27 protein-coding genes are annotated in these 23,444 nt (G+C 59.5%); 13 read left to right on the top strand and 14 right to left on the bottom strand.

Annotated elements, in window-relative coordinates; genetic code table 11:
* Positions 1-34: 34 nt before the first annotated feature.
* Complete coding sequence (locus AC07VR_RS04230; RefSeq protein WP_494991108.1) at positions 35-310, bottom strand: YheV family putative zinc ribbon protein; 276 nt, start codon at positions 308-310, stop codon at positions 35-37.
* Positions 307-2,394, bottom strand: a complete 2,088-nt coding sequence (gene prlC / locus AC07VR_RS04225) for an oligopeptidase A (RefSeq protein ID WP_495010536.1) — start codon at positions 2,392-2,394, stop codon at positions 307-309. The genes AC07VR_RS04230 and prlC overlap by 4 nt, the downstream gene beginning before the upstream one ends.
* A 67-nt stretch (positions 2,395-2,461) precedes the next feature.
* Between prlC and AC07VR_RS04220 the strand changes: the two genes are divergently transcribed.
* Positions 2,462-3,007, top strand: a complete 546-nt coding sequence (locus tag AC07VR_RS04220) for a gamma carbonic anhydrase family protein (protein ID WP_494991106.1) — start codon at positions 2,462-2,464, stop codon at positions 3,005-3,007.
* A 43-nt stretch (positions 3,008-3,050) separates the two neighbouring features.
* Positions 3,051-3,701 (top strand): HAD family hydrolase, encoded by a 651-nt coding sequence (locus AC07VR_RS04215; RefSeq protein ID WP_495010535.1) that lies wholly within the window; start codon positions 3,051-3,053, stop codon positions 3,699-3,701.
* A gap of 39 nt (positions 3,702-3,740) precedes the next feature.
* Here AC07VR_RS04215 and AC07VR_RS04210 read toward each other — a convergent pair whose 3' ends face one another.
* Positions 3,741-4,886 (bottom strand): aminopeptidase, encoded by a 1,146-nt coding sequence (locus AC07VR_RS04210; protein ID WP_495010534.1) that lies wholly within the window; start codon positions 4,884-4,886, stop codon positions 3,741-3,743.
* A gap of 76 nt (positions 4,887-4,962) precedes the next feature.
* Here AC07VR_RS04210 and AC07VR_RS04205 point away from each other — a divergent pair, with 76 nt between their 5' ends.
* Together AC07VR_RS04205 and AC07VR_RS04200 are read left to right on the top strand one after the other, a co-directional pair.
* Positions 4,963-5,376: a PA0061/PA0062 family lipoprotein gene (locus tag AC07VR_RS04205; protein ID WP_495010533.1), complete on the top strand. Its 414-nt coding sequence runs from the start codon at positions 4,963-4,965 to the stop codon at positions 5,374-5,376.
* A 43-nt stretch (positions 5,377-5,419) separates the two neighbouring features.
* Complete coding sequence (locus tag AC07VR_RS04200) at positions 5,420-5,839, top strand: PA0061/PA0062 family lipoprotein (protein ID WP_495010532.1); 420 nt, start codon at positions 5,420-5,422, stop codon at positions 5,837-5,839.
* Positions 5,840-5,845: 6 nt separating this feature from the next.
* Here AC07VR_RS04200 and AC07VR_RS04195 read toward each other — a convergent pair whose 3' ends face one another.
* Both AC07VR_RS04195 and AC07VR_RS04190 read right to left on the bottom strand, forming a co-directional pair.
* Positions 5,846-6,079, bottom strand: a complete 234-nt coding sequence (locus AC07VR_RS04195; protein WP_494991100.1) for a DUF1161 domain-containing protein — start codon at positions 6,077-6,079, stop codon at positions 5,846-5,848.
* A gap of 195 nt (positions 6,080-6,274) precedes the next feature.
* Positions 6,275-6,706 (bottom strand): OsmC family protein, encoded by a 432-nt coding sequence (locus AC07VR_RS04190; protein ID WP_495010531.1) that lies wholly within the window; start codon positions 6,704-6,706, stop codon positions 6,275-6,277.
* 241 nt (positions 6,707-6,947) lie between these two features.
* On the opposite strand from AC07VR_RS04190, the gene AC07VR_RS04185 reads away from it, so the two are divergent.
* Positions 6,948-7,949, top strand: coding sequence for an LLM class flavin-dependent oxidoreductase (locus AC07VR_RS04185; protein ID WP_494991098.1), 1,002 nt, complete (start codon positions 6,948-6,950; stop codon positions 7,947-7,949).
* Between the two features lie 101 nt (positions 7,950-8,050).
* On the opposite strand, the gene AC07VR_RS04180 is transcribed toward AC07VR_RS04185, so the two are convergent.
* From AC07VR_RS04180 to AC07VR_RS04170, 3 genes are all read right to left on the bottom strand, one after another.
* On the bottom strand, positions 8,051-8,272 hold the full coding sequence (locus AC07VR_RS04180; protein ID WP_494991097.1) for a DUF1161 domain-containing protein: 222 nt from the start codon (positions 8,270-8,272) through the stop codon (positions 8,051-8,053).
* A gap of 127 nt (positions 8,273-8,399) precedes the next feature.
* A complete protein-coding gene (locus AC07VR_RS04175) occupies positions 8,400-8,615 on the bottom strand; it encodes a dodecin (RefSeq protein ID WP_494991096.1) in 216 nt (71 codons plus the stop codon).
* Between the two features lie 218 nt (positions 8,616-8,833).
* Positions 8,834-9,727, bottom strand: a complete 894-nt coding sequence (locus tag AC07VR_RS04170; protein ID WP_495010530.1) for a LysR family transcriptional regulator — start codon at positions 9,725-9,727, stop codon at positions 8,834-8,836.
* Between the two features lie 111 nt (positions 9,728-9,838).
* On the opposite strand from AC07VR_RS04170, the gene trpB reads away from it, so the two are divergent.
* The 3 genes from trpB to AC07VR_RS04155 all read left to right on the top strand — a co-directional run bounded on the left by trpB (position 9,839) and on the right by AC07VR_RS04155 (position 12,444).
* Positions 9,839-11,071: a tryptophan synthase subunit beta gene (trpB, locus tag AC07VR_RS04165; RefSeq protein ID WP_494991094.1), complete on the top strand. Its 1,233-nt coding sequence runs from the start codon at positions 9,839-9,841 to the stop codon at positions 11,069-11,071.
* The gene (gene trpA, locus AC07VR_RS04160) at positions 11,071-11,883 is read left to right on the top strand and encodes a tryptophan synthase subunit alpha (RefSeq protein WP_495010529.1); all 813 of its coding nucleotides are present in this window, start codon (positions 11,071-11,073) and stop codon (positions 11,881-11,883) included. Before trpB ends, trpA begins: the two co-directional genes overlap by 1 nt.
* Positions 11,884-12,003: 120 nt before the next feature.
* The gene (locus AC07VR_RS04155; protein WP_495010528.1) at positions 12,004-12,444 is read left to right on the top strand and encodes an anti-virulence regulator CigR family protein; all 441 of its coding nucleotides are present in this window, start codon (positions 12,004-12,006) and stop codon (positions 12,442-12,444) included.
* Between the two features lie 141 nt (positions 12,445-12,585).
* Here the strand turns inward: AC07VR_RS04155 and AC07VR_RS04150 are convergent, their stop codons facing one another.
* Positions 12,586-12,951, bottom strand: coding sequence for a DUF6124 family protein (locus AC07VR_RS04150; protein WP_495010527.1), 366 nt, complete (start codon positions 12,949-12,951; stop codon positions 12,586-12,588).
* A gap of 431 nt (positions 12,952-13,382) precedes the next feature.
* Entirely contained in the window at positions 13,383-13,709 is a 327-nt protein-coding gene (locus tag AC07VR_RS04145; protein WP_495010526.1) for a DOPA 4,5-dioxygenase family protein, read from the bottom strand.
* Positions 13,710-13,792: 83 nt separating this feature from the next.
* On the opposite strand from AC07VR_RS04145, the gene AC07VR_RS04140 reads away from it, so the two are divergent.
* The gene (locus AC07VR_RS04140) at positions 13,793-14,464 is read left to right on the top strand and encodes an NAD(P)-dependent oxidoreductase (RefSeq protein ID WP_495010525.1); all 672 of its coding nucleotides are present in this window, start codon (positions 13,793-13,795) and stop codon (positions 14,462-14,464) included.
* Here the strand turns inward: AC07VR_RS04140 and AC07VR_RS04135 are convergent.
* On the bottom strand, positions 14,451-15,401 hold the full coding sequence (locus tag AC07VR_RS04135) for a choline sulfate utilization transcriptional regulator (RefSeq protein WP_495010524.1): 951 nt from the start codon (positions 15,399-15,401) through the stop codon (positions 14,451-14,453). The two genes, AC07VR_RS04140 and AC07VR_RS04135, sit on opposite strands and share 14 nt — an antisense overlap.
* A gap of 114 nt (positions 15,402-15,515) precedes the next feature.
* On the opposite strand from AC07VR_RS04135, the gene betC reads away from it, so the two are divergent.
* From betC to AC07VR_RS04120, 3 genes are all read left to right on the top strand, one after another.
* On the top strand, positions 15,516-17,030 hold the full coding sequence (gene betC, locus AC07VR_RS04130; protein ID WP_494991087.1) for a choline-sulfatase: 1,515 nt from the start codon (positions 15,516-15,518) through the stop codon (positions 17,028-17,030).
* Positions 17,031-17,045: 15 nt separating this feature from the next.
* Positions 17,046-17,978 carry a choline ABC transporter substrate-binding protein gene (gene choX, locus AC07VR_RS04125; protein WP_495010523.1) on the top strand — a complete coding sequence of 311 codons (933 nt, stop codon included), beginning with the start codon at positions 17,046-17,048 and terminating at the stop codon, positions 17,976-17,978.
* Positions 17,979-18,174: 196 nt separating this feature from the next.
* Positions 18,175-19,743: a SulP family inorganic anion transporter gene (locus tag AC07VR_RS04120; protein WP_495010522.1), complete on the top strand. Its 1,569-nt coding sequence runs from the start codon at positions 18,175-18,177 to the stop codon at positions 19,741-19,743.
* A 22-nt stretch (positions 19,744-19,765) separates the two neighbouring features.
* On the opposite strand, the gene aroE is transcribed toward AC07VR_RS04120, so the two are convergent.
* Entirely contained in the window at positions 19,766-20,587 is an 822-nt protein-coding gene (gene aroE / locus AC07VR_RS04115) for a shikimate dehydrogenase (RefSeq protein WP_495010521.1), read from the bottom strand.
* A 72-nt stretch (positions 20,588-20,659) separates the two neighbouring features.
* Complete coding sequence (gene hemF / locus AC07VR_RS04110; protein ID WP_494991083.1) at positions 20,660-21,574, bottom strand: oxygen-dependent coproporphyrinogen oxidase; 915 nt, start codon at positions 21,572-21,574, stop codon at positions 20,660-20,662.
* A 167-nt stretch (positions 21,575-21,741) separates the two neighbouring features.
* Between hemF and AC07VR_RS04105 the strand changes: the two genes are divergently transcribed.
* On the top strand, positions 21,742-22,719 hold the full coding sequence (locus AC07VR_RS04105) for a quinone oxidoreductase family protein (RefSeq protein ID WP_494991082.1): 978 nt from the start codon (positions 21,742-21,744) through the stop codon (positions 22,717-22,719).
* 154 nt (positions 22,720-22,873) lie between these two features.
* On the opposite strand, the gene tsaC is transcribed toward AC07VR_RS04105, so the two are convergent.
* The gene (gene tsaC / locus AC07VR_RS04100; protein ID WP_494991081.1) at positions 22,874-23,431 is read right to left on the bottom strand and encodes an L-threonylcarbamoyladenylate synthase type 1 TsaC; all 558 of its coding nucleotides are present in this window, start codon (positions 23,429-23,431) and stop codon (positions 22,874-22,876) included.
* Positions 23,432-23,444: the final 13 nt, after the last annotated feature.

Here is a 23,444-nt window from a genome sequence, read left to right as displayed (position 1 = left end):
AGCCCCGTGGGAGACTGGCAGGTTGAGGGGATCGTCAGTCTTTTTTCAACTTCGGATTGGGGAAAAACTGCACGGTCTGCACCTTGGCATCCGGCACTTTCAACGCTGAAGTATTGACCCGCGTACCCAACTCCTTGGGTACCGACAGACCTTGCTCGTTGAGCGTGTCGCTATAACCGCAGGCCACGCATTCGCGGTGCGGCACGTCGTCTTCGCTCCACATCATCAATTTGTCCGGCTCGCTGCACGCCGGGCAGACTGCCCCGGCGATGAAGCGTTTTTTGGTTTTACTCACAGGCCTGTCACTCATGCTGCCGCGTCCTCACTCAGACCGCTGTGGCGCAAGAGTGCGTCAATTGACGGCGCACGTCCGCGGAAATCGACGAACAGCACCATCGGCTCCTGAGAACCGCCGCGCGCCAGAATCGCTTCGCGGAACGCGCGACCGGTGTCGGCGTTGAACACACCTTCTTCCTCGAACCTCGAGAATGCATCAGCCGATAGCACTTCAGCCCATTTGTAGCTGTAGTAACCCGCCGCGTAACCGCCAGCGAAGATGTGCGCAAAGCTGTTAGGGAAGCGGTTATAGGCCGGCGGACGCATGACCGAAACTTCGTCGCGCACGCGTTCGAGCACTTGCAGCACGCTGCGGCCGTCGCCATGAGTGGAGTGGAGTTCGAAGTCGAACATCGAGAATTCCAACTGACGAACCATCATCAGCCCGGACTGGAAGTTTTTCGCTGCGAGCATTTTTTGCAGCAAGTCCTGCGGCAGCGGCTCGCCGGTTTCGTAATGACCGGAAATCAGCGCCAGGCCTTCCGGCTCCCAGCACCAGTTTTCCATGAACTGACTTGGCAACTCGACCGCATCCCACGCCACGCCGTTGATACCGGACACACCGGAGTATTCGACGCGGGTCAGCAGGTGATGCAGACCGTGACCGAATTCGTGGAACAGAGTGGTGACTTCATCGTGGGTCAGCAGCGCAGGCTTGCCGCCGACCGCCGGGGTGAAGTTGCAGACCAGATTCGCCACCGGGTTTTGCAGCACGCCTTCAGCAGTGCGGCGACGGTCGCGAGCGCCGTCCATCCAGGCACCGCCACGCTTGTTGGCGCGGGCATACAGATCGAAGAAGAAGCGCCCGACGTGCTCACCGTTTTCCTTGATTTCGAACAGGCGAACGTCCGGGTGCCACGTGTCGAATTCTTTCAACTCGGCGATTTCGATGCCATACAGACGCTGGACGATGGCAAACAGGCCGCTCAGTACTTTATCGATCGGGAAGTACGCACGCAGGGCTTCCTGGGCGACGCTGTAACGTTGTTCACGGAGTTTTTCGCCGTAGAAACCGCTGTCCCAGCTTTGTAGATCCGGGCAGCCCTGTTCAGCGGCGTAAGCCTTCAGTTGCTCCAGATCCCGCGCGGCGAACGGTTTGCTGCGCGTGGCCAGATCGCGCAGGAAGCTCAGCACCTGATCGCTGGACTCGGCCATTTTGGTCGCCAGGCTCAGCTCCGAGAAACTGGTGAAACCCAATAGTTTTGCAAGCTCCTGACGCAGGTCGAGGATCTCTTCCATTACCGGGCTGTTATCGTTCTGACCGGCGTTCGGGCCTTGGTCCGACGCACGGGTGCAGTAAGCGGCGTAGACTTCTTCGCGCAATGCGCGGTCATGCGCGTAGGTCATCACCGCGAAGTAGCTTGGGAATTCCAGGCTGATCAGCCAGCCTTCCAGGTCTTTGGCCTGGGCGGCGGCGGCCATTTGCGCCTTGGCCGAATCGGTCAGGCCGGCAAGGGCTGCTTCGTCAGTGATGTGTTTGGTCCAGGCTTGGGTGGCATCGAGCAATTGGTTAGAGAAACGGCTGGCCAGCTCGGACAGTTTGCTCTGGACCTCGGCGTAACGCTTTTGCTCAGGCGCAGGCAAATCGATACCCGACAGACGGAAGTCACGCAGCGCGTGTTCAAGAATGGTTTTTTGCGCGACCTCGAAACCGGCCGCTTCCGGGCTGTTGACCAGCGCTTCATAGGCCTCGAACAATTCGCGGTTCTGGCCCAATTCGGTGGCGTAGGCGCTCAGTGCTGGCAGGCAGGACTCGTAAGCCTCGCGCAGTTCAGCACTATTGCATACGGCATTCAGATGGCTGACCGGACTCCAGGCAGAGCCCAGGCGATCGTTGAGTTCATCCATGGCCAGCACCAGACCGGCCCAGGTAGGCTGTTTGCCCTGATTTACGAGGATGCCAGCGATAGCGGCGCGGTTGTCAGCGAGGATCTGTTCAATGGCCGGTTGCACATGCTCGGCGCGGATCGCCGAGAACGGCGGCAGGTCGTAGGGCTGCAGAAGAGGGTTGTTCACGCTCACGGTTTGGCACCTTGGCTGGAAGAAACATTGGGCCATCTTAATTACAATCGACGCTCACCGCAGCTATCAACCCCATTAATAAATGTCACAGAGGGAATGCAACTTGGCCATTCGCACCTACCAGAACCACACGCCTACACTGGGCGAGCGGGCTTTTGTCGACTGCTCGGCGGTGGTCATCGGCGACGTTGAAATCGGTGCTGACAGCTCGATCTGGCCGTTGACGGTGATCCGCGGCGACATGCACCGCATCCGCATCGGGGAGCGCACCAGCGTGCAGGACGGCTGCGTGTTGCACATCACTCACGCAGGTCCCTTCAATCCGGACGGTTTCCCTCTGCTGATCGGTGATGACGTGACCATCGCCCACAAAGTGATGCTCCACGGCTGCACTGTTGGCAGCCGAATCCTGATTGGCATGGGCAGCATTGTCATGGACGGCGCGGTGGTGGAAGACGACGTAATCATCGGTGCTGGCAGTCTGGTACCACCAGGCAAGTGCCTGGAGAGCGGTTTTCTCTATGTGGGCAGCCCGGTCAAACAGGTCCGGCCGCTGACTGACAAAGAGCGCGCCTTTTTCACCTACAGCGCGGCCAATTACGTGAAGCTCAAGGATCTCCATCTGGCCGAAGGCTACGACCAGGCTTGACCCTAGTGGCCTGTGTGGCTAGCGCTATTACTCAGGAATCACCATGCATTACCAAACTGTTTTGTTCGACCTCGATGGCACCCTGACCGACCCTCGCGAAGGCATTACACGTTCAATCCAGTTCGCGCTGAGCAAACTGGGCATTGATGAGCCGGACCTGACCAGGCTTGAACACTTTATCGGCCCGCCGCTGCTGCAGGCTTTCATGCAGTTCTATAACTTCGACGAGGCCAGGGCCTGGGAGGCGGTGAATTTCTATCGTGAGCGCTTCAAGGTCACCGGGCTGTATGAAAACCGCGTGTTTGACGGTGTCACGCCACTGCTTGAAACCCTGAGCGGGCAAGGGCGGCAGCTGTATATCGCGACCTCGAAACCTTGGGTGTTTGCGCGGGAAATTGCCCGACACTTTGATTTCGCCAGGCACTTCAAAGTGATCTACGGCAGCGAACTGGACGGCACCCGTACCGATAAAGTCGAGCTGATCTGCCATCTGCTGGCCGAAGAAGGTCTCGACCCAAGCGACACACTGATGATCGGCGACCGCAAACACGACCTCATCGGCGCCAGGCGCAACGGGCTGGATGCGGCAGCTGTGGGCTACGGCTTTGGTAGCCGTGAAGAATTAAGCGCTGAGCAGCCGGCTTATCACTTCGAGACGCTGGCTGAGTTGCATCAGGCGTTTTTGCAGCGCTAATCAAATCGAATCGCGAGCAAGCTCGCTCCTACAGGATGTCTAACCGCCGCCGATTGCCCCCGTAGGAGCGAGCGGTGCGGCGATCCGACTTGCCCGCGATGGCTTTTGTACTGCCAGTGGCATTTTGGAGCCGGCCAACGATTTCAGCGCCGCCCTGCGCTGCTCAACCGGCAAAGCGCCCAATTTCTCCACTTCGCCATAAAACTTCACCCAATCCCCACCCGACTGCCTTAACAACGCCGCAAACGCCGGCACCCACTGATCGTAGAGTCCGAAGGGCAGCAACCGAGCGTTATTCATTGGCGCGTTGATCCAGGCGTCGTAGCGATTCGCACCGGCCCATTGGCTGTCACGCAGTTGTCGATAGTCGCGGCGCAACCGCTCGAACTCCTCAGCTTTGCGCTGGCGCATCTGCGCGGTCGGCAGCGGTGATGCATATAGCCGCTCAAGCCGTGTGCGGGTGTCCAGAAGCAGCTGGATAAACTGATCCCGCTGCTGCACATCAGCCTCGCTGGCTGGCGGCAACCCGCGGGCCGCACGCCACTGGCGAGTGCCTTCCTGCTCGACGAAGTTGGCGAAAGACTCGTTGAACTCCGTGTCGTCCTTCACATAAAAACGCTGGTGCGCCAACTCATGGAAGATCAGCGTCGCCAATCGCTCATCACCCCAACCCATCATCGAATTGATAATCGGATCGTTGAACCAGCCCAGGGTCGAATAGGCCTCGACGCCGCTGATCGACACATCCATGCCTTGCTGGCGTTGCAACGCCGCCTCACCTCGCGCCGCGCCCTGGCTGTAATAACCGCGATAGGCGACACAACCGGCAATCGGGAAACAATGATGTTGCGGCGTCAGGGAAAACTCGGCCGTGGCGAACACGTTCCACACCACATAAGGCCGGCCGATATCGGCGTACAGGCGATAGCTTTTATTATTGGGCAGATGCAAGTGCTCACTGGCGAAGTCGCGGGCTTTCTGCGATTGGGCCAGACGCTCGCGCAGCTTCGGGTCACGAGCAGGGTCGGCAATCACCTTGGCCACAGGCTCGCGGGCCTGCAGTAGCTGCCACTGACCGCTGGCCAATTGACTGTAATAACTGACGCTGGAACAACCGTTCAGCAGCAAAAGCAACAACCCTGGAAACAAAAGCCATAAAAGACGGTCGAGTACCCCATGGCTCATACGCTGCTGCCTATCCAAATCGAACCATCCCGTGAATGTCTGCTGCAAGACTATCTCGCCTTCCTGGAGCTTCGCTATGCGCGTGTTAATGCTGACGGGTGGCCTGCTGATGTTAGCTGGCTGTGCTGGACTGCCCACCCCTGATCCGGCGCAAGCCTGGATCGATCTCAAAGCTCATCAGGACACGACGCTGCAAGCGCTGAAAGTCGACGGAAAAACCTCAACCGACAAGCGCTATTTCGAAGTTCAGCCCGGTAGCCATGAGTTGACTGTTCGTTACCAATTCTCGGTAGAGCCGACCAATATCGGTCCGGACACCGAACGGCTTAGGCGCGACTGTCAGTTGAGTGTGAAATTCAATGACTTCAACGCCGGTCAACGTTATCAACTGCACGCCGGGAACATCGGCTTCCGGCCATGGGCCAAGCTCTATGACCAGCAGATGAGGGTAGTAGGTCAAGGACACCCCAGAGGCTGTCAACGAAGCTGATCGGAGCTATGCTAAATGTATCTTGATCTCAATCGCCGACATCATGCGCCAGTCTTTGCTTTTACTCGCCCTGACCACTCTCAGTGCCTGCACCAGCCCTTTACCGAGTGTCGATCCGCAACAAGCCTGGATCGACCTCGCCACCCCGCCCCCCGGCGCCAGGGTGATATTGGCCGAGCGTCTGGATCACCAGCGGTTGAGCGACGGGCGTTTTTTTCAGGTCACACCCGGCAGCCATGAACTGGTAGTGCGCTTCGATTTCGAAACATTTGCAGGTAAATTAGGCATGATGATACAACCGCGGGTGCGCCTCTGTTACCTGACAGTGCGCTACGACCACTTCGAGGCGGGCCAGCGTTACCGACTGGAAGCCCGCTCGCTGTCCTTCGACGCCAGCGCCCGGCTGTATAACGCCAAAGGCGAGATCGTGGCAGAAGATCGGATGGTCAATTGCGTACCGTAACAGGGCTTAACGGTCGTTCTTCTGATAGATGATTTTCCTGGTGCCGTTTTCGCAGGTGCCGACCACCATATTCTGATCATGCACCTCGTCATTATTCACGATCTCCAACGTGTAGGACGCCACGTTGTTGGCCTGAATCTTTGCTTCGATCTCGGCCTTGAGCTCTTCACAAGACTTCGTTGCCGCCAGGGCCGAGGTGGTCAGCGCGCAACAGATAATCGCCAAAGCAAAACGTTTCATGGTTACAACTCCCTTGATGCAGCGCGCACTGTCATACGCAGAAGCCGCATTCACCCATTCGACCACAGTTTCGCAAACCGAGTTCTGATTTGGCTCAAATCCGGGGGGACACCCAAAAAAGATCGCAGCCTCTGGGCAGCACCTACAGGAGCTGCCCAGAGGCTGCGATCTTTTACGTCACACCAGACTTCTGGATCAGTCTAACAACGTCCCATCGAGCGTGATCCTGGCATTCAACACCTTCGACACCGGGCAACCTTCTTTGGCTTTTTTGCTCAGCTCGTCGAATTGCTGCTGACTGGCGCCTGGAATTTTCGCCTTGAGCGTCAGATGCACGGCGGTAATTGCAAAGCCACCGTCCACCTGATCCAGCGTCACCTCGGCATTGGTATCAATGCTGGTGGCTTTGAGGCTGGCCTCGCCGAGAATCATCGAAAAGGCCATGGAGAAACAACCCGCATGAGCTGCACCGATCAGCTCTTCCGGGTTGGTGCCCGGGCCGCCTTCGAAGCGTGCCTTGAAGCCATAAGGTGCATTTCTCAGAGCCCCGGTTTCGGTCGAGATGGAGCCAAGCCCAGTCTTCAGATCACCGACCCAATGAGCCGATGCTTTCTTTTTGATACTCATCTGTGCCTCCTCAAGATCCAGCGCGAAGGATCGCGCCTTCATGGTTTTCCGTTACTAGGGTTCTGAGAATAGAAGGTCTGGCAGAGTTCACCTTGTCGGATCAAACCGCTTATCTGGCAGGCAAAATCAGCTCTGCTATTGAATCTCGGGTATATGCCCACATTGCATAGAACACGCTTATAGAAATCGGCAGGTTTTGGCTCGTGACAAAAGCCTGCACACCCAACGGAGAAGCAGGCTTATGAAACGACTGTCTGACATCAAGTTCTCGACCCTCGACCTGGTTCCGGTCCGCGCGGATGGCAGCCCGGCGCAATCGCTGCGCAACTCGCTGGACCTGGCGCAACACGTCGAGAAATTCGGCTACAACCGTTTCTGGGTCGCCGAACACCACAATATGGACGGTATCGCCAGCTCCGCGACTTCCGTGCTGCTCGGTTATCTGGCCGGCGGTACCTCGACCATTCGCGTGGGCTCCGGCGGTGTGATGCTGCCCAACCACGCCCCATTGGTCATCGCCGAGCAGTTCGGAACCCTGGAAAGCCTGTATCCGGGCCGGATCGACCTCGGCTTGGGCCGCGCACCCGGTTCCGACCAGATGACCGCCCGTGCCCTGCGCCGTGAACGCTCCGGCAGCGCCGACGACTTCCCCGAAGATGTGGCCGAACTGATGAGATACCTCGGCCCGCGCACACCTGATCAAAAAGTGATCGCCGTTCCGGGCACCGGCACCCACGTGCCGGTCTGGCTGCTGGGTTCAAGTCTGTTCAGTGCACAACTGGCCGGGGAGCGCGGTTTGCCCTACGCCTTCGCCTCGCATTTCGCACCGCGCTATATGCACGAAGCCATTCGCGTCTACCGTAATCACTTCAAGCCTTCGGCAGTGCTCGACAAGCCTTACGTGATGCTCGGCGTGCCGCTGGTGGCCGCGGATACCGACGAGCAGGCCGATTACCTGGCGACCTCGGTCTATCAACGGATTCTGGCCCTGATGCGCGGCCAAAGTCTGGTGCAGCGCGCCCCCGTGAAAACCATGGACGGCCTGTGGTTGCCCCATGAGAAAGAAGCGGTGGCGAGCTTCCTTGGTCTGGCGATGGTCGGTAGCCCGGAGAAAATCCGCGCGAAACTGGAAGTGCTGATCGAACAGACAGGTGCCGATGAGCTGATTTTCACCTGTGATTTGTACGAGCATGCCGATCGACTGCATTCCTACGAATTGTTGGCGCAGGTCATGAAAGGCTGAACCGGATCAAATGGAGCGCCGAGAACAGGATTCGGGGCGAATCAATAAAAAAAGCCGACGCAACCGCGTCGGCTTTTCCATCTACAAGGGGGGGAACAATCCTACTTCTTGTAGACGATGACCTTGCTGCCGCTTTCGCACTTACCGACCACTTTCCCACCAGCCGCAGCGCCTTTATCAACGATGTCCAGCGAATAGCCAGAAACGTGCCTGGCATCGAGTTTCGCCGCAATCTCGCCTTTCAGTGTTTCGCACGATTTGCCTGCAGCAAGGGCTGTCCCCGCAATGCTCAGCAGACCTATCGCCAAAATAAATTTCTTCATCGGTCACATTCCCTGGTCGGATCAAAAAGAGGCGTCAACGTTCGACGCTGACGCGCTCACGTCTGTGGCGCTTTGCCATTCACTATGGCAATCGGCCAGCGCACAGGCTCAGAAGCCTAGCTCAATCTCAGCTACTGGCAATCCGGAATCCGACTTTGATAGTGACCTGGAAGTGTGCTGCCTTGCCGTCCTTGATATGCCCACGGGTTTCGATCACTTCGAACCATTCCATGAATTTGATGCTTTTACTGGCCTGAGCCAGAGCGTTGTTGATGGCGTCTTCAATGCTGTTGAGGGAAGAGCCAACCAGTTCGACTTTCTTGTAGGTGTGATGGTCACTCATGGCGTTCTCCTTAGGGTGTGAAATACAGCCTAGCAGTGATTTTTCTTATTTCTTCTGCAGGCCGTTCCCACGAGAACGTTCAGATTTACTGCTCTTTCCCCCCCTGAAGTCCCAAACAACACACGCCACTGATCATCAATGCAGGAGCGTCATCATGACCACCACCTTATTACGTAAAACCTCATTGCACAGCATCGAAGCCGAGATCGAGAGCCTGCTCAAGTCGGTTGGCGCAGCTCATGCTTGAGCCATTGCGCCAACTGCCGAGCGCGCCCGTCCGCGGCGCGCTTGGGTAACCACAACGCCAGTTGTGCCTGGGTTTCACAAAAGCCCCACGGCGCAACCAGGCGACCGGCTCGTACGTCCTCGGCCACTAACGGCTCAGGGGCAATCGCCACCCCAAGGCCTGCCACCGCGGCTTCCAGCAAATAATACAAATGCTCGAACCCCTGACCGAACTTCAACGTTTTTACGTCGATGCCGCTTTGTCGTGCCCAATTGGGCCAGGCTTGCGGGCGGGAAGTGGTGTGCAGTAACGCCTCACGCTGCAACGCTTCGGCCGGTGCTTGACGTAACTGCTCATAACCGGCGAAAAGCGGGCTCATTACTGGGCCGATGCGTTCGCTCGCAAGCGTATACACCTGCATATCCACCGGCCACGGCGGCTCGGCGAACACCAGCAAGGCGTCCAGCCCCGGCCGTCGTGGATCGAGATCGCCTTCACCGGCCGACAGATGCAAACGCAGGTCCGGCAAATCGGCATTCAATCGCCCCAGACGCGGAATGAACCAGCGCGCCAGCAAACTACCCGAACAACCAAGTACGAACGGCGCGTCAGCACCGCCTTGAGTCAACTCGGCACAAACCGTGCGCAGGCGCTCGAAGGCGTCGCTGCTGGCGTCACGCAATCGCATACCGGCATCTGTGAGTTTAAGGCCGCGCCCATCCTTGATAAAAAGGCTCACCCCGAGATGCTCTTCGAGCACCTTCAATTGCCGGCTAACGGCGCCGTGGGTAACGTGCAGCTGGTCGGCAGCCTGACTAACGCTGTTCAATCGGGCAGTCGCTTCGAAGGCGCGCAGGGCGTTCAACGGGGGAAGGTCATGGCTCATGTGATCTGTGAGTTTTCCTGACAGGTTTCGGCGATCTTATCGGTTTTCAGCCCGGATCGTCAGGGGTAGAGTGAACGCCATTGTTCTTCCACCCATTCGATGGAGCGCCCCATGACCCAGACTACGACCCCATCCAATCTGCGCAGCGGCCCCGATGCCAACGGCCTGTTTGGCGCGTTCGGCGGCCGCTACGTGGCCGAAACCCTGATGCCGTTGATCCTCGACCTGGCCCGCGAATACGAAGCAGCCAAGGAAGATCCAGCATTTATCGAAGAACTGGCCTACTTCCAGCGCGATTACGTCGGCCGTCCAAGCCCACTGTATTACGCCGAGCGCCTGACCGAATTCTGCGGCGGCGCCAAGATCTACCTCAAGCGTGAAGAGCTCAACCACACCGGCGCGCACAAGATCAACAACTGCATCGGCCAGATCCTCCTGGCCCGGCGCATGGGCAAGAAACGCATCATCGCCGAAACCGGCGCCGGCATGCACGGCGTGGCCACTGCCACCGTGGCCGCACGCTTCGGCCTCGATTGCGTGATCTACATGGGCACCACCGACATCGAACGCCAGCAAGCCAACGTGTTCCGCATGAAATTGCTGGGTGCCGAAGTGATCCCGGTGGTCGCCGGCACCGGTACCCTCAAAGACGCGATGAACGAAGCTCTGCGTGACTGGGTGACAAACGTCGACAGTACGTTCTACCTGATCGGTACTGTGGCCGGTCCGCACCCATACCCAGCGATGGTTCGCGACTTCCAGGCCGTCATAGGCAAGGAAACCCGCGACCAGCTCCAGGCACAAGAAGGCCGTCTGCCCGATAGCCTGGTGGCCTGCATCGGCGGCGGTTCCAACGCCATGGGCCTGTTCCACCCGTTCCTCGATGATACCAGTGTGAAAATCATCGGTGTCGAAGCTGCCGGTCACGGCATCGAAACCGGCAAACACGCCGCCAGCCTGAACGGCGGTCTGCCGGGCGTGCTGCACGGCAACCGGACCTTCCTGCTGCAGGACGACGACGGCCAGATCATCGACGCCCACTCGATTTCCGCCGGCCTGGACTACCCTGGTATCGGCCCTGAACACGCCTGGTTGCATGACATCGGCCGCGTCGAATACACCTCGATCACCGATCACGAAGCTCTCGACGCATTCCACAAATGCTGCCGTCTGGAAGGCATCATCCCGGCGCTGGAAAGCGCCCACGCCCTGGCTGAAGTGTTCAAACGCGCGCCAACCCTGCCCAAAGATCACCTGATGGTGGTCAACCTCTCCGGCCGTGGCGACAAAGACATGCAAACCGTGATGCACCACATGGAACAGTCCCAGCAGGAGAAACACTAATGAGCCGCCTGCAAACACGCTTTGCCGAACTCAAAGAACAGAACCGCGCCGCCCTGGTGACCTTCGTCACCGCCGGCGATCCGGGCTATGACACGTCTCTGGCGATCCTCAAAGGCTTGCCGGGCGCCGGCGCCGACGTGATCGAGCTGGGCATGCCCTTCACCGATCCAATGGCCGATGGCCCGGCGATTCAACTGGCCAACATCCGTGCGCTGGGGGCCCATCAGAACCTGGCCAAAACCCTGCAAATGGTCCGCGAGTTCCGCGCCGGCAACAGCGACACTCCGCTGGTGCTGATGGGTTACTTCAACCCGATCCACCACTACGGCGTGCCGCGCTTTATCGCTGAGGCGAAAGAGGCGGGTGTCGATGGTTTGATCGTCGTCGACCTGCCACCGGAGCATAACGGCGAACTCTGCGACCCGGCCCAGGCCGCCGGTCTGGACTTTATCCGCCTGACCACGCCGACCACCGACGATGCGCGTCTGCCGACTGTTCTCAACGGCAGTTCCGGCTTCGTTTACTACGTTTCGGTGGCTGGTGTGACCGGTGCAGGTTCCGCGACTCTGGAGCACGTCGAAGAAGCCGTTGCGCGGTTGCGCCGTCATACCGATCTGCCGATCAGCATCGGTTTCGGCATCCGCACGCCAGAACAGGCTGCAGCCATCGCTCGCTTGGCTGACGGTGTTGTGGTGGGTTCGGCGCTGATCGACCAGATCGCCAATGCCACAACTTCCGAGCAGGCCGTCAGCGGTGTCCTCAGCCTGTGTTCAGCACTGTCCGAAGGCGTGCGTAAAGCCCGCGTCAGCTGAAGGTAAAGTTCCTGATACAGAGGAATCAAAGCCTTAAGCCACAGACTAAATAGCAAGACCGAGGGGTTCAGAACCGGGTTCTGAACCCCTTTTTGCTGTTCGTGCTGTGAGGAAGACCTGATGAAAATGCCGAAACGTCTGATTGCCAGCCTGGGCGTGCTGATGCTGAGCGCCAGCCCGCTTGTGCATGTGATGGCCGACGAGCGCGACGATCATGACCACGGCGGCTGGCAACACGAACACCGAGACTATGATCATCGCGGCTACAACCGTGACGACGATCATCGCGCAGGTCCACCTCGGGACTTCGGCCCGGTCCGCCAGGTCATTCGTGAAAACCACGGGTGGTTTGTCCGCGGCGCACCACCGCCACACGGCATCTATCTGGTCCGGGGCCGGCCGTTGCCTCACGGCTACTACGGCGAACGCCTGGACGATCGCGCGCTGTCCCACCTGCCGTATTACCCCGGTTATGAATGGCGGCGCATGGGGGCCGATGTGGTGCTGATCGCCGTGGGTACCGGGATCGTTTATGAAATTCTGGAAGGGGTGTTGTATTGACTCAAGGATCGTACCCACGCTCCCGCGTGGGGAGGCCTCACTGGACGCTCTGCGTCCGCTCTCGAATGTGACGCAGAGCGTCACGGGCTGCATTCCCACGCAGAGCGTGGGAACGATCACACGATCACAAAGACCCGCGCGTCAGTGCACCGGGTTTTCGAGGTCCAGCGCCCGGTTCACCAGCAGTTGGCCCAACTCGACCATCTGCTGGATGGCCAACGCCACATGTCGACGCGAGCCTTCGAGGTCAAAGGCCAGATCGCAGGCCATGGCGTTGACCGAGGCGAGTGTCTCGTAAGCGTTGGTCAACAGGGTTTCGGTGTTGGCTTCGGGTGACACCATAAACAGTGTGCCGGGGCGGGTGCCGACGAAGCGCTGGGTGTCAGGTTTAGAGCCCAAGTGATGATCAAGAGCGCGCTCGGCGGCGTCGTTGAGTTTGGTCGAATCGAGGGATTCGTAGGGGGAGGTGCTTAGGGTTTCGGGGGGATTCGGTGTTGGTTTGAACATGATGTGATTCCGAGATTAAGGAGCCGACACCGTTTCGCTTGCTTCGAAAGAGGTGGCGGCTGTGTATAGGTGTGCAAGACCGGTCTCGGAACCCGGCAGACCCAAAGGCCTCCCACACACAGCCGCCATAACGATTCGCGAGCATAAAAAAATGCTCGATGAATAGCCATAACCGATTGTGAACCGAGCCGGACTTGCACGTCCGTGTCACCGATTTTGCGGTGACGGACGCAGATTAGTGCCCGATCCAAGGCTCCACAAGTTCATGCATGGCGATAGAAGTTGAAGGAAATCTCCGACGCCCCCGCCCCAATGATCGTTCCCACGCTCCGCGTGGGAATGCAGCCCGTGACGCTCCGCGTCACAGTCGAAGCGGACGCGGAGCGTCCGTTGAAGCATTCCCACGCAGAGCGTGGGAACGATCGCACTGCTCAAAAAATAGACAAATCCAGCGGCCTTACCGCCCCCATCCAAATGGCATGCTCGGCATGGTCCGCCAGGTTATCCCCGGTATCGGGGTGCACAAACACCACCAGGCCTTTGCGATTAAGCGCCAGCCACGGCAGGACGTCGCCGAAATACTCAGGGGCGAAGGCCAACTGGCAGCTCCAGTCCGGGTGCGGGCCGACTGGCCGTTCATGCACACGCCCCATCTTCAGCGGAAATAACTGCGCAGCCTGCTCACACAGGGCTCGGGCCTGATCGATAGTGTTGGCGTCGAAATAGACATGGGCGTGGTAGCCCTTGATTCGTTGCATCTGAAACCCTCGCGACAATGTCGAACCCTTCCGGTTGCCCACAGGTCAGCACCTATACTTGTGGGAAAGAAGGAAGTTCAGCCATGAAAAACGCCGAAACCCCGGTGGTCAAACTGGTGCTCTATGGTGCCATGAGTAGCCTCGGCAGTGCGCTGATGGCTGAGATGCTGCGGCGCCAACATGAAGTCATCGCCATTCTCGATGACCTGACGGCTCTGGCACCGCGCCCGGGTTTGCGCACCAAAACCGGAAATCTGTTCGATGCCGAACGGGTCAAGCAAAGCGTCGCCGGCTGTTCGGCAGTGATCTGCCTGCTGGATGCACCGGGACTGCCGATGAGTCATGAACACGTCGAAAAAACCACGACGCCCGACCCGGTAGAGCAGGTCCGCGCCGTCGATGCGTTGATCGTCGGAATGCAGGCAATGGGCATCCATCGGCTGTTTCTAGTGGGGGGCTTTGCAGTGCTGGATGACCCGGAAGAGGGGGATCCCCTACAACGCCACGCCGCCGAAGAAATCCTCGAAGCCCTGCAGGCCAGCACCTTGCACTGGACGCTGGTGAACGCGCCGCGAGGTGTGGCCGGACTGACCATCGAACATTTCAGCCGGGTCAGCAGCCACCTTGAGCCGGGGCTGGCCCCAGTGCTTGAGCGGCTCAACCGCGTCGCAGTCGGGATTGCCGATGAGCTGCGCCTGAATCTGCACATCCGCGAGCACGTGTGTTTCGTAGCGACAGACGCTAAACCGCAATAGACGGCAGGGCCACACCCGTCAGCGATTCGGCACTGCTGGCCTGCTCGGCCATCAACCAATCGACGAACGTCTGGATCAGCGGCCCGCGGCGTTTGCGCTGGGGCAAAACCACGTAATAGCCGAAACGTGAGATCGCCGTTTCGGCTATCGGCCGACAGAGCCAGCCCTGCTCCAACAAGTTATCCACAAGGTGGCGCCAACCGATGGCCACGCCTTGGCCGGCAATCGCCGCCTGGATCAACAGTGTGTAGTTGTCGAAGCGCAATGGTCCCGGGGCAGGCGCTGAAGCAATGCCCAACTCGCGAAACACGCCACTCCAGTCGAACCAATGGCTGCTGTTTTCACCGCGCAGATGCAGCAGTGGAAACTCCAGTAGCGAATGAGCAGGCAAGGGCATCGAGCGATCCTCGAGCAACTGCGGGCTGCACACCGGAAACACTTCTTCGCTGAACAGCCAATGGCTTTCACCCTGTTTGAATCGCCCATCGCCAAACAAAACGGCGACATCGATATCCGTGCGCAGCATGTTATGACTGCGCTCGCTGGTGACCAGGCTGACGTCGACCTGCGGGTTGGCTTCATGGAAGCGCTGCAGGCGCGGCATCAGCCAGTAGGCGGCGAAGGCGAAGTCGGTCGCAACCTGCAACACCTCATGCTGATGCTGGGCACTGATCGCACTCAAACCGGCGTCAATGCTTTGCAATCCGGCCTGCACCTGTTCGAACAGAATCGTTCCGGCCTCGGTCAGTTCAATGCCGCGATAGATCCGGTCGAACAAGCGCGTGCCCAGTTGCTCCTCGAGCCGCTTGATCTGCTGGCTCACGGCCGGCTGGGTCGTGCCGAGCTCCACCGCCGCTGCGGTAAAGCTGCGGTGGCGGGCCGCGGCTTCGAAGGCGCGAAACAGGTCCAGGGACAAATCGCCAAGAGCGTCATACATAAGCTGTACTTATCCTAGTCATTGCCGTGCATGGGCTTTACCGCCAAGTGCGTGGGCTCCATTCTCGATCACAGCACTTTCGCATAAATATTCACTATGGAATGCCGCGATCACATGAAGCGCAAGAACATTCTTTTCATCATGGCCGATCAAATGGCCGCGCCAATGTTGCCATTCTACGGCCCATCGCCCATCAAATTGCCCAATTTGAGCCGCCTCGCCGCGCAAGGCGTGGTGTTCGACGCCGCCTACTGCAACAGCCCGCTCTGTGCGCCTTCGCGCTTTACCCTGGTCAGCGGACAGTTACCGAGCAAGATCGGCGCCTACGACAACGCGGCCGATTTCCCCGCCGATGTGCCGACTTATGCCCACTACCTGCGTCGCCTCGGTTACCGCACGGCGCTGTCGGGCAAGATGCACTTTTGCGGCCCGGATCAACTGCACGGTTACGAAGAACGCCTGACCAGCGACATCTACCCGGCCGACTACGGCTGGTCGGTGAACTGGGACGAGCCGGATGTACGCCCGAGCTGGTATCACAACATGTCCTCGGTGCTGCAAGCCGGGCCATGTGTGCGCACCAATCAGCTGGATTTCGATGAAGAGGTGGTGTTCAAGGCTCAGCAGTACCTGTTCGACCATATCCGCGAGGATGGCGATCAGCCGTTCTGCCTGACCGTTTCGATGACTCACCCCCACGACCCGTACACCATTCCCAAAGCGTTTTGGGACCTGTACCGCGACGAAGACATTCCACTGCCGCAGACGCCGGAGCAGACCCGTCTCGATCCGCATTCCCAGCGTCTACTCAAGGTCTACGACCTGTGGGACAAGCCGCTGCCTGTGGATAAAATCCGCGACGCGCGCCGTGCCTATTTTGGCGCATGCAGCTATATCGACAGCAACGTCGGCAAACTCCTGCAAACGCTTGAGGAAACCGGGCTAATCGACGACACCATCATTGTGTTCTCCGGCGACCACGGCGACATGCTCGGCGAGCGCGGGCTCTGGTACAAAATGCACTGGTTCGAAATGGCTGCCCGCGTGCCGCTGCTGGTCAGTGCTCCGGGGCAATTCGGCGCAGGACGGGTCCGCGCTGCGGTGTCCACCGCCGATTTGCTCCCGACCCTGGTGGAGCTGGCCGGTGGTGAGCTGGAACCCGGTCTGCCACTGGACGGCCGCTCACTGGTCCCGCACTTGTTGGGCCAGGCCGGCCACGACGAAGTCTTTGGCGAGTACATGGCCGAAGGCACCATCAGCCCGCTGATGATGATTCGCCGCGGTGCCTGGAAATTCATCTACAGCGAAGACGACCCCTGCCTTCTCTTCGACGTACACAACGACCCGCGTGAACAGGAAGAACTCAGCCATTCACCGCAATATCGGCAACTGTTCGACGACTTTCTCGCCGAAGCGCGGGCGAAATGGGATATCCCGGCGATTCACCAACAGGTGCTCGCCAGCCAGCGACGCCGGCGCTTTGTCGCCCAGGCGCTGACCACCGGGAAGCTGAAGAGCTGGGATCACCAGCCGCTGGTCGACGCCAGTCAGCAATACATGCGCAACCACATCGACCTCGACGATCTGGAGCGCAAGGCTCGTTATCCACAACCCTGCCAAAACCAATAACGTAAGGGGAAGAGCATGCAACGGTTATCCACAGTACTGAGCGCGGGGCTATTGGCCCTGAGCAGTGTTTCGGCCTACGCCGAGCAGAGCTGCGACACGGTGAAAATGGCCGACCCGGGCTGGAGCGACATCGCCGCGACCAACGCCATCACCGGTTTTCTGTTAGATGGCATGGGCTACAAGGCCAAGGTCGACACGCTGGCGGTGCCGATTACCTTTGGCGGGCTCAAGGACGGCCAGGTAGATGTCTTCATGGGTAACTGGATGCCGGCGCAGCAGGGCTTCTACGACAAGTTCGTGGCCAATGGTGACGTCACCCAACTGGCGAAGAACCTGGACGGCACCGAATTCACGCTGGCAGTGCCGGATTACGTCTGGGACGCGGGTGTGCATAATTTTGCCGACCTGAATAAATATGCCGACCAATTCCCTGAAAAAGTCGACAAGAAGATCTACGGCATCGGCTCCGGCGCGCCAGCGAACATCTCGTTGCAGGACATCATCAAGAAAAACGACTTCGAGCTGGGTCAGTGGAAGCTGATCGAATCCAGCGAGCAAGCAATGCTGGCCGAAGTGTCCCGCGCAGTTAAGAAACAGAAATTCGTGACCTTCCTCGGCTGGACCCCACACCCGATGAACGTGCAATTGAAAATGCACTATCTGAAAGGCGGTGAGAAGTACTTCGGCGACACCGGCAGCGTCTACACCCTGACCCGCAAAGGTTATGCACAGGCCTGCCCGAACGTCGGCAAACTGCTGACCAATCTGAGTTTCACCCAGGAAATGGAGAACAGCATCATGGCCGAGGTGGTGAACAAGAAAGTCAGCAACGCCGACGCCGCCAAAGCCTGGATCAAGGCCAACCCCGCAGTGCTGGACAAGTGGCTGGATGGGGTGAAGACCGTCGATGGGAAGGATGCGTTGGTGGCGGTGAAGGCGAAGCTTTGAGTGATGGCGAGGTGATCGTTCCCACGCTCTGCGTGGGAATGCATCCCGTGATGCTGCGCGTCACATCCAGAGCGGACGCGGAGCGTCCTTAGCGGCATTCCTTCTGCTGCGCGTGGGAACGATCAAACCCAACCTTGCATCCAGCCCTTTGAAACTTCACCCTTACGCTTTTTGCATATCCCGACCGAGAGGACCCATGGCCTGGCTCAACCGCCATAAACTCTTCCCCTTCCTGAGCTGGATGCCACGGCAAACCCGCGCCAGCGTCGGCCGCGACGTGATTGTCGGCCTGAGCGGAGCGATTCTGGCGCTACCGCAATCCATCGCCTATGCGCTGATCGCCGGCCTGCCGCCCGAGTATGGCTTGTACGCGGCAATCATTCCGGTGCTGATCGCCTGCCTGTGGGGCTCGTCCTGGCATCTGATCTGCGGCCCGACGGCGGCGATTTCCATTGTGCTGTATGCCAGCGTCAGTCCATTGGCCGTACCCGGTTCGCAGGACTACATCACCCTGATCCTGTTGCTGACGCTCCTTGCCGGGGCTTTCCAGTGGCTGCTGGGCATGCTGCGCTTCGGCGCGCTGGTAAATTTCGTCTCCCACTCGGTGGTACTGGGCTTCACCCTTGGCGCCGCGGTGGTCATCGCCCTTGGGCAATTACCCAACCTGCTGGGGCTCGATCTTGCGAATCAGGCCACTGCTCTGAACGGTCTGATGTCGCTGATCAGCCATATTGGCGCTCTGGACCGACCGTCATTGGCTCTGGGCATTAGCACCTTGGTGTTGGGCATTGTTCTCAAACTCCTGCTGCCGCGCTGGCCGACATTGCTGATCACGTTGGCCTTGAGCGCCCTGGTGGTCTGGCTGTGGCCGGCGATGTTTGGTCATGTGAAGCTAGTGAGCTCGTTCGTCGGCAAACTACCGCCCTTCAGCCCGCTGCCGCTGGATCTTGATCTGGTGCTGCGCCTGCTGCCCAGCGCCGTAGCGGTGGGGATGCTCGGCCTGGTCACCAGCCTGTCGATCGCCCGCTCGTTGTCCGCCCGTTCGCAGCAACTTCTCGACGCCAATCAGGAAGTTCGCGCTCAGGGCCTGTCCAATATCGTGGGTGGGTTCTTCTCGGGTTCTCTGTCGGCCGGCTCTTTCACCCGCTCGGGTCTGAGCTACGAAGCCGGCGCTTGCTCGCCGTTGGCCGGGGTATTTTCCGCGTTATGGGTGGCGTTGTTCGCCGTGACCGGCGCGTCGTTGATCGCGCATATCCCAATCCCGAGCATGGCCGGGAGCATTTTGCTGATCAGTTGGGGGTTGGTGGATCATCGCGGTATTCGGTCGTTGTTCCGGGTCAGCCGCTCTGAGTTCGCGGTCATGGCGCTGACCTGCGTCGCGACCCTGTTGCTGGAGTTACAGACCGCGATCTACGCCGGGGTACTGGTGTCGCTGTTCTTCTACCTCAAACGCACTTCGCAACCGCGAGTGCAGCAGTGGCGCGACGGCGACGAAGACATTCTGCGGGTCGGCGGCTCGATCTTCTTCGGCGCCAGCCACTACCTGCAAGTACGCCTGCAAAGTCTCCACGGCTCACGGGTGGTGATCGATGCGCAGCAGATCAACTTCATCGACTATTCCGGGGTGAAAATGCTCCATCAGGAAGCACGGCGGTTGCTGCGGCAGGACCGTAGCCTGACCCTGCGGCGAGCACGGCCGCAGGTGGTGGAAGAGCTGAGGAAGCTGGAAGGGGCGGAGAAATGCCCGATTCGGTTTGAAGACTGAACACAAAAGCCCGCGCCGCCAGTTACAACGCCAACTGCCTGCGCAATTCCGCCAGCACCGGCGCAGTATCCGGGCGCACGCCACGCCATAGATAGAACGCTTCGGCTGCTTGTTCCGCCAACATCCCCAAGCCATCCATTGCTACCGCCGCGCCATGCTCACTGGCCCAATGGCAGAACGAGGTCGGTTCCTTGCTGTACATCATGTCGTAGCAAAAGGTCTTGCCCGGTTCGATCAGGCTGCTGGCAATCGGTGGTACATCGCCTGACAGACTGGCAGATGTAGCGTTGATGATCAGGTCCACCGGCTCTTGCAGCCAGTCGAAACCGCTAGCGGACACCGGACCGAGATCGGCGAACAACTCAGCCAGCAATTCGGCTTTTTCCACCGTACGGTTGGCGATGATCACCGACGATGGCTGCTCGGCCAGTAACGGCTCCAGCGCACCGCGCACCGCGCCGCCAGCACCCAGCAGCAAAATGCGTTTGCCCCGCAGGCTGAATCCGGCATTGACCGTCAGATCCCGCACCAGCCCGGCACCGTCAGTGTTATCCCCCAGCAGGCTGCCGTCGGCGAGTTTGCTCAAGGTGTTGACCGCGCCGGCCCGCTGCGCCCGTGGCGTCAGGCTGTTGGCCAGGCGATAGGCGTCTTCCTTGAATGGCACTGTGACGTTGGCGCCCAGGCCCTCAAGGAAAAACGCCTGAGCGCAGCCGGAAAAGTCGTCGAGCGGCGCCAGCAAGGTGCTGTAGTCCAGCCGCTGAGCGGTCTGCTCGGCAAACAGGCGGTGGATCAGCGGCGATTTGCTGTGGCCAATCGGGTTACCGAATACGACGTAACGGTCCATCAAGCACATTCCTCATTTGTAGGAGCTGCCGGAGGCTGCGATCTTGGCGTTGGTCCTGACGGTGTAAAACTGTCAGCCCTTGGCCAGCCAATCACGGTCCTGCAGAAAGTATTCGGTCAGACGCGCTTCTTCGCTGCCAGGCTCGGCTTTCCAATCGTAACCCCAGCGCACTTGCGGTGGCAGCGACATCAGGATCGACTCGGTACGCCCGCCCGATTGCAGGCCGAACAGCGTGCCACGGTCATACACCAGGTTGAACTCGACATAGCGACCCCGGCGATACTCCTGGAATTCCCGCTGTTTCTCGGTGTACGCCTCGGCCTTGCGGCGCTGGACGATCGGCAGGTACGCCTCGATGTAGGCGTCACCAATAGCGCGCATGAAGGCGAAGCTGGTGTCGAAGTCCCACTCGTTCAGGTCATCGAAAAACAGGCCGCCAATGCCCCGCGGCTCGTGGCGATGCTTGATGTAAAAATAGCTGTCGCACCAAGCCTTGTAACGCGAATAAACGTCCGGCCCGAATGGCGCGCAAGCCTGCTCGGCGACCCGGTGCCAGTGCACGCAGTCTTCTTCGTTGCCGTAATACGGAGTCAGGTCGAAGCCGCCGCCGAACCACCAGACCGGCTCTTCGCCCTCTTTCTCGGCGATGAAAAATCGCACATTGGCGTGGGAAGTTGGCACATGAGGGTTGTGCGGGTGAATCACCAGCGATATACCAAGGGCTTCAAAACCGCGCCCGGCCAGTTCTGGCCGATGGGCACTGGCAGATGGCGGTAGCCCGCTGCCGAACACATGGGAAAAATTGACACCGCCTTTTTCGATGACCTGACCGTTCTCGATCACCCGGGTGCGACCACCACCACCGGCAGGCCGGGTCCAGGCGTCTTCGACGAAGCGAGTGCCAGCGTCTTCGGCTTCCAGAGCAGCGCAAATACGGTCTTGCAGGTCAAGCAGGTAAGCTTTTACGGCCTCGGTGCGAGTATTCATGGCATCACCTTGAATCGGGCAAAGCTACGCGGCGCTTCGAACGGAACGTGAAGCCGACGCAAATGGGCGCGTAGCATAACACCGCAACTTGCCCCACCGCAGTTGACGAAGGTCAAGCTTAGGAGTCCGATAGGGACCTTTCGCGAAAAGCCCCAAGGAGATTGCAGATGGCCAAACGTATCCAGTTCCGTGCCCATGGCGGCCCCGAAGTACTCGAGTATGTAGACTACCAACCGCCAGCACCGGGTCCGCAACAAGTTCGCGTCAGCAACAAGGCCATCGGCCTGAATTTCATCGACACCTACTTTCGCAGCGGCCTGTATGCACCGCCATCCTTGCCCTCGGGCCTGGGTGCCGAAGGCGCCGGCGTGGTCGAGGCGGTCGGCAGCGAAGTCACTCAATTCAAAGTCGGCGACCGCGTGGCCTATGGTAGCGGTCCACTGGGCGCTTACAGCGATGTGCATGTACTGCCGGCGAGCAATCTGGTGCATTTGCCGGATGCCATCAGCTTCGAACAAGCTGCGGGCGTGATGCTCAAAGGCCTGACCGTGCAATACCTGCTGCGTCAAACCTATGACCTGAAAGGTGGCGAAACCATCTTGTTCCACGCCGCCGCTGGCGGTGTCGGCTCGCTCGCCTGCCAATGGGCCAAGGCGCTGGGCGTGAAGCTGATCGGTACGGTCAGCTCGCCTGAAAAAGCCGCCCTCGCCAAATCCCTCGGCGCCTGGGAGACCATCGACTACAGCAAGGAAGACGTCGCACAGCGTGTGCTGGAATTGACTGACGGCAAAAAATGCCCGGTGGTCTACGACGGCGTCGGCAAAGACACCTGGCTCACCTCGCTGGACAGCGTAGCGCCACGAGGCCTGGTGGTGAGCTTCGGCAACGCCTCGGGCGCGGTGGATGGCGTGAATCTGGGGATTCTGGCGGCAAAGGGCTCGTTGTACGTGACCCGGCCGACGCTGGCGACTTACGCCAACAACGCCGAGAACCTGCAAGCCATGGCCGATGAGCTGTTCGGGATGATCATCAGCGGCAAAATCAAGGTTGATATCAGCCAGCGTTATCCACTGGCAGAAGCGGCCAAGGCCCAGACCGAGTTGTCGGCACGGCGTACGACCGGGTCGACGATTCTGTTGCCGTAAGCTGACCGCCTGATCGTTGATCGTTCCCACGCTCCCGCGTGGGAATGCATCCCGTGACGCTCCGCGTCACATCTAGAGCGGACGCAGAGCGTCCATTGAGACATTCCCACGCGGAGCGTAGGAACGATCAATTAACAGGGGTTCTACTGCGACTTCAACCCGGGCGAACGATCTTGCCGGTCGCCAGATCACGAATCAGGCTCGGATTCTTCCGCCCGCCGAGATTACCGCCCAGCACCATGTCGATTTGCCCGCGGAAGTATTGCTCGACGCGGATCCGTGTGCGCGCCGCCGGCCGGCCCTGGGGGTTGGCCGAGGTCGACACCAGCGGTCCGACCAGCGCGCACAAATCCCGGACTTGTGGGTGATCACTGACCCGCAAGGCCACCGTGTCGTGAACCCCGGTGATCCATTCCGGCAGCATGCCCTGATGCGGCACCAGCCAGGTATTGGGCCCCGGCCAGGTGCTGGCCATGCGATCCATCCAGGCTTGCGGGAAGTCTTCGAAGAGAAAATCGAACTGACGGATGTTGTCAGCGATCAGGATCAGACCTTTATCCACAGATCGCGACTTGATCGCCAACAGGCGATCCACCGCCTCTTCGTTCCACGGGTCGCAACCCAGGCCCCAGACGGCTTCGGTTGGATAGGCAATCACCGCCCCTGCGCGAATTTCTCGTGCGGCTTGTTGCACACGCCAACTGCTGACCATTGCTGACTCTCCG

This window comes from Pseudomonas sp. GW821-FHT02H09 (assembly GCF_059421425.1).
This window is presented reverse-complemented; position numbering and strand designations above follow the sequence as displayed.

What these genes read in the sequence shown, in the direction of transcription:
- AC07VR_RS04230 (WP_494991108.1), bottom strand. Translation starts at nt 310, where the DNA reads ATGAGTGACAGGCCTGTGAGTAAAACCAAAAAACGCTTCATCGCCGGG.
- prlC (WP_495010536.1), bottom strand. Translation starts at nt 2,394, where the DNA reads ATGGCCCAATGTTTCTTCCAGCCAAGGTGCCAAACCGTGAGCGTGAAC.
- AC07VR_RS04215 (WP_495010535.1), top strand. Translation starts at nt 3,051, where the DNA reads ATGCATTACCAAACTGTTTTGTTCGACCTCGATGGCACCCTGACCGAC.
- AC07VR_RS04210 (WP_495010534.1), bottom strand. Translation starts at nt 4,886, where the DNA reads ATGAGCCATGGGGTACTCGACCGTCTTTTATGGCTTTTGTTTCCAGGG.
- AC07VR_RS04205 (WP_495010533.1), top strand. Translation starts at nt 4,963, where the DNA reads ATGCGCGTGTTAATGCTGACGGGTGGCCTGCTGATGTTAGCTGGCTGT.
- AC07VR_RS04200 (WP_495010532.1), top strand. Translation starts at nt 5,420, where the DNA reads ATGCGCCAGTCTTTGCTTTTACTCGCCCTGACCACTCTCAGTGCCTGC.
- AC07VR_RS04195 (WP_494991100.1), bottom strand. Translation starts at nt 6,079, where the DNA reads ATGAAACGTTTTGCTTTGGCGATTATCTGTTGCGCGCTGACCACCTCG.
- AC07VR_RS04190 (WP_495010531.1), bottom strand. Translation starts at nt 6,706, where the DNA reads ATGAGTATCAAAAAGAAAGCATCGGCTCATTGGGTCGGTGATCTGAAG.
- AC07VR_RS04185 (WP_494991098.1), top strand. Translation starts at nt 6,948, where the DNA reads ATGAAACGACTGTCTGACATCAAGTTCTCGACCCTCGACCTGGTTCCG.
- AC07VR_RS04180 (WP_494991097.1), bottom strand. Translation starts at nt 8,272, where the DNA reads ATGAAGAAATTTATTTTGGCGATAGGTCTGCTGAGCATTGCGGGGACA.
- AC07VR_RS04175 (WP_494991096.1), bottom strand. Translation starts at nt 8,615, where the DNA reads ATGAGTGACCATCACACCTACAAGAAAGTCGAACTGGTTGGCTCTTCC.
- AC07VR_RS04170 (WP_495010530.1), bottom strand. Translation starts at nt 9,727, where the DNA reads ATGAGCCATGACCTTCCCCCGTTGAACGCCCTGCGCGCCTTCGAAGCG.
- trpB (WP_494991094.1), top strand. Translation starts at nt 9,839, where the DNA reads ATGACCCAGACTACGACCCCATCCAATCTGCGCAGCGGCCCCGATGCC.
- trpA (WP_495010529.1), top strand. Translation starts at nt 11,071, where the DNA reads ATGAGCCGCCTGCAAACACGCTTTGCCGAACTCAAAGAACAGAACCGC.
- AC07VR_RS04155 (WP_495010528.1), top strand. Translation starts at nt 12,004, where the DNA reads ATGAAAATGCCGAAACGTCTGATTGCCAGCCTGGGCGTGCTGATGCTG.
- AC07VR_RS04150 (WP_495010527.1), bottom strand. Translation starts at nt 12,951, where the DNA reads ATGTTCAAACCAACACCGAATCCCCCCGAAACCCTAAGCACCTCCCCC.
- AC07VR_RS04145 (WP_495010526.1), bottom strand. Translation starts at nt 13,709, where the DNA reads ATGCAACGAATCAAGGGCTACCACGCCCATGTCTATTTCGACGCCAAC.
- AC07VR_RS04140 (WP_495010525.1), top strand. Translation starts at nt 13,793, where the DNA reads ATGAAAAACGCCGAAACCCCGGTGGTCAAACTGGTGCTCTATGGTGCC.
- AC07VR_RS04135 (WP_495010524.1), bottom strand. Translation starts at nt 15,401, where the DNA reads ATGTATGACGCTCTTGGCGATTTGTCCCTGGACCTGTTTCGCGCCTTC.
- betC (WP_494991087.1), top strand. Translation starts at nt 15,516, where the DNA reads ATGAAGCGCAAGAACATTCTTTTCATCATGGCCGATCAAATGGCCGCG.
- choX (WP_495010523.1), top strand. Translation starts at nt 17,046, where the DNA reads ATGCAACGGTTATCCACAGTACTGAGCGCGGGGCTATTGGCCCTGAGC.
- AC07VR_RS04120 (WP_495010522.1), top strand. Translation starts at nt 18,175, where the DNA reads ATGGCCTGGCTCAACCGCCATAAACTCTTCCCCTTCCTGAGCTGGATG.
- aroE (WP_495010521.1), bottom strand. Translation starts at nt 20,587, where the DNA reads ATGGACCGTTACGTCGTATTCGGTAACCCGATTGGCCACAGCAAATCG.
- hemF (WP_494991083.1), bottom strand. Translation starts at nt 21,574, where the DNA reads ATGAATACTCGCACCGAGGCCGTAAAAGCTTACCTGCTTGACCTGCAA.
- AC07VR_RS04105 (WP_494991082.1), top strand. Translation starts at nt 21,742, where the DNA reads ATGGCCAAACGTATCCAGTTCCGTGCCCATGGCGGCCCCGAAGTACTC.
- tsaC (WP_494991081.1), bottom strand. Translation starts at nt 23,431, where the DNA reads ATGGTCAGCAGTTGGCGTGTGCAACAAGCCGCACGAGAAATTCGCGCA.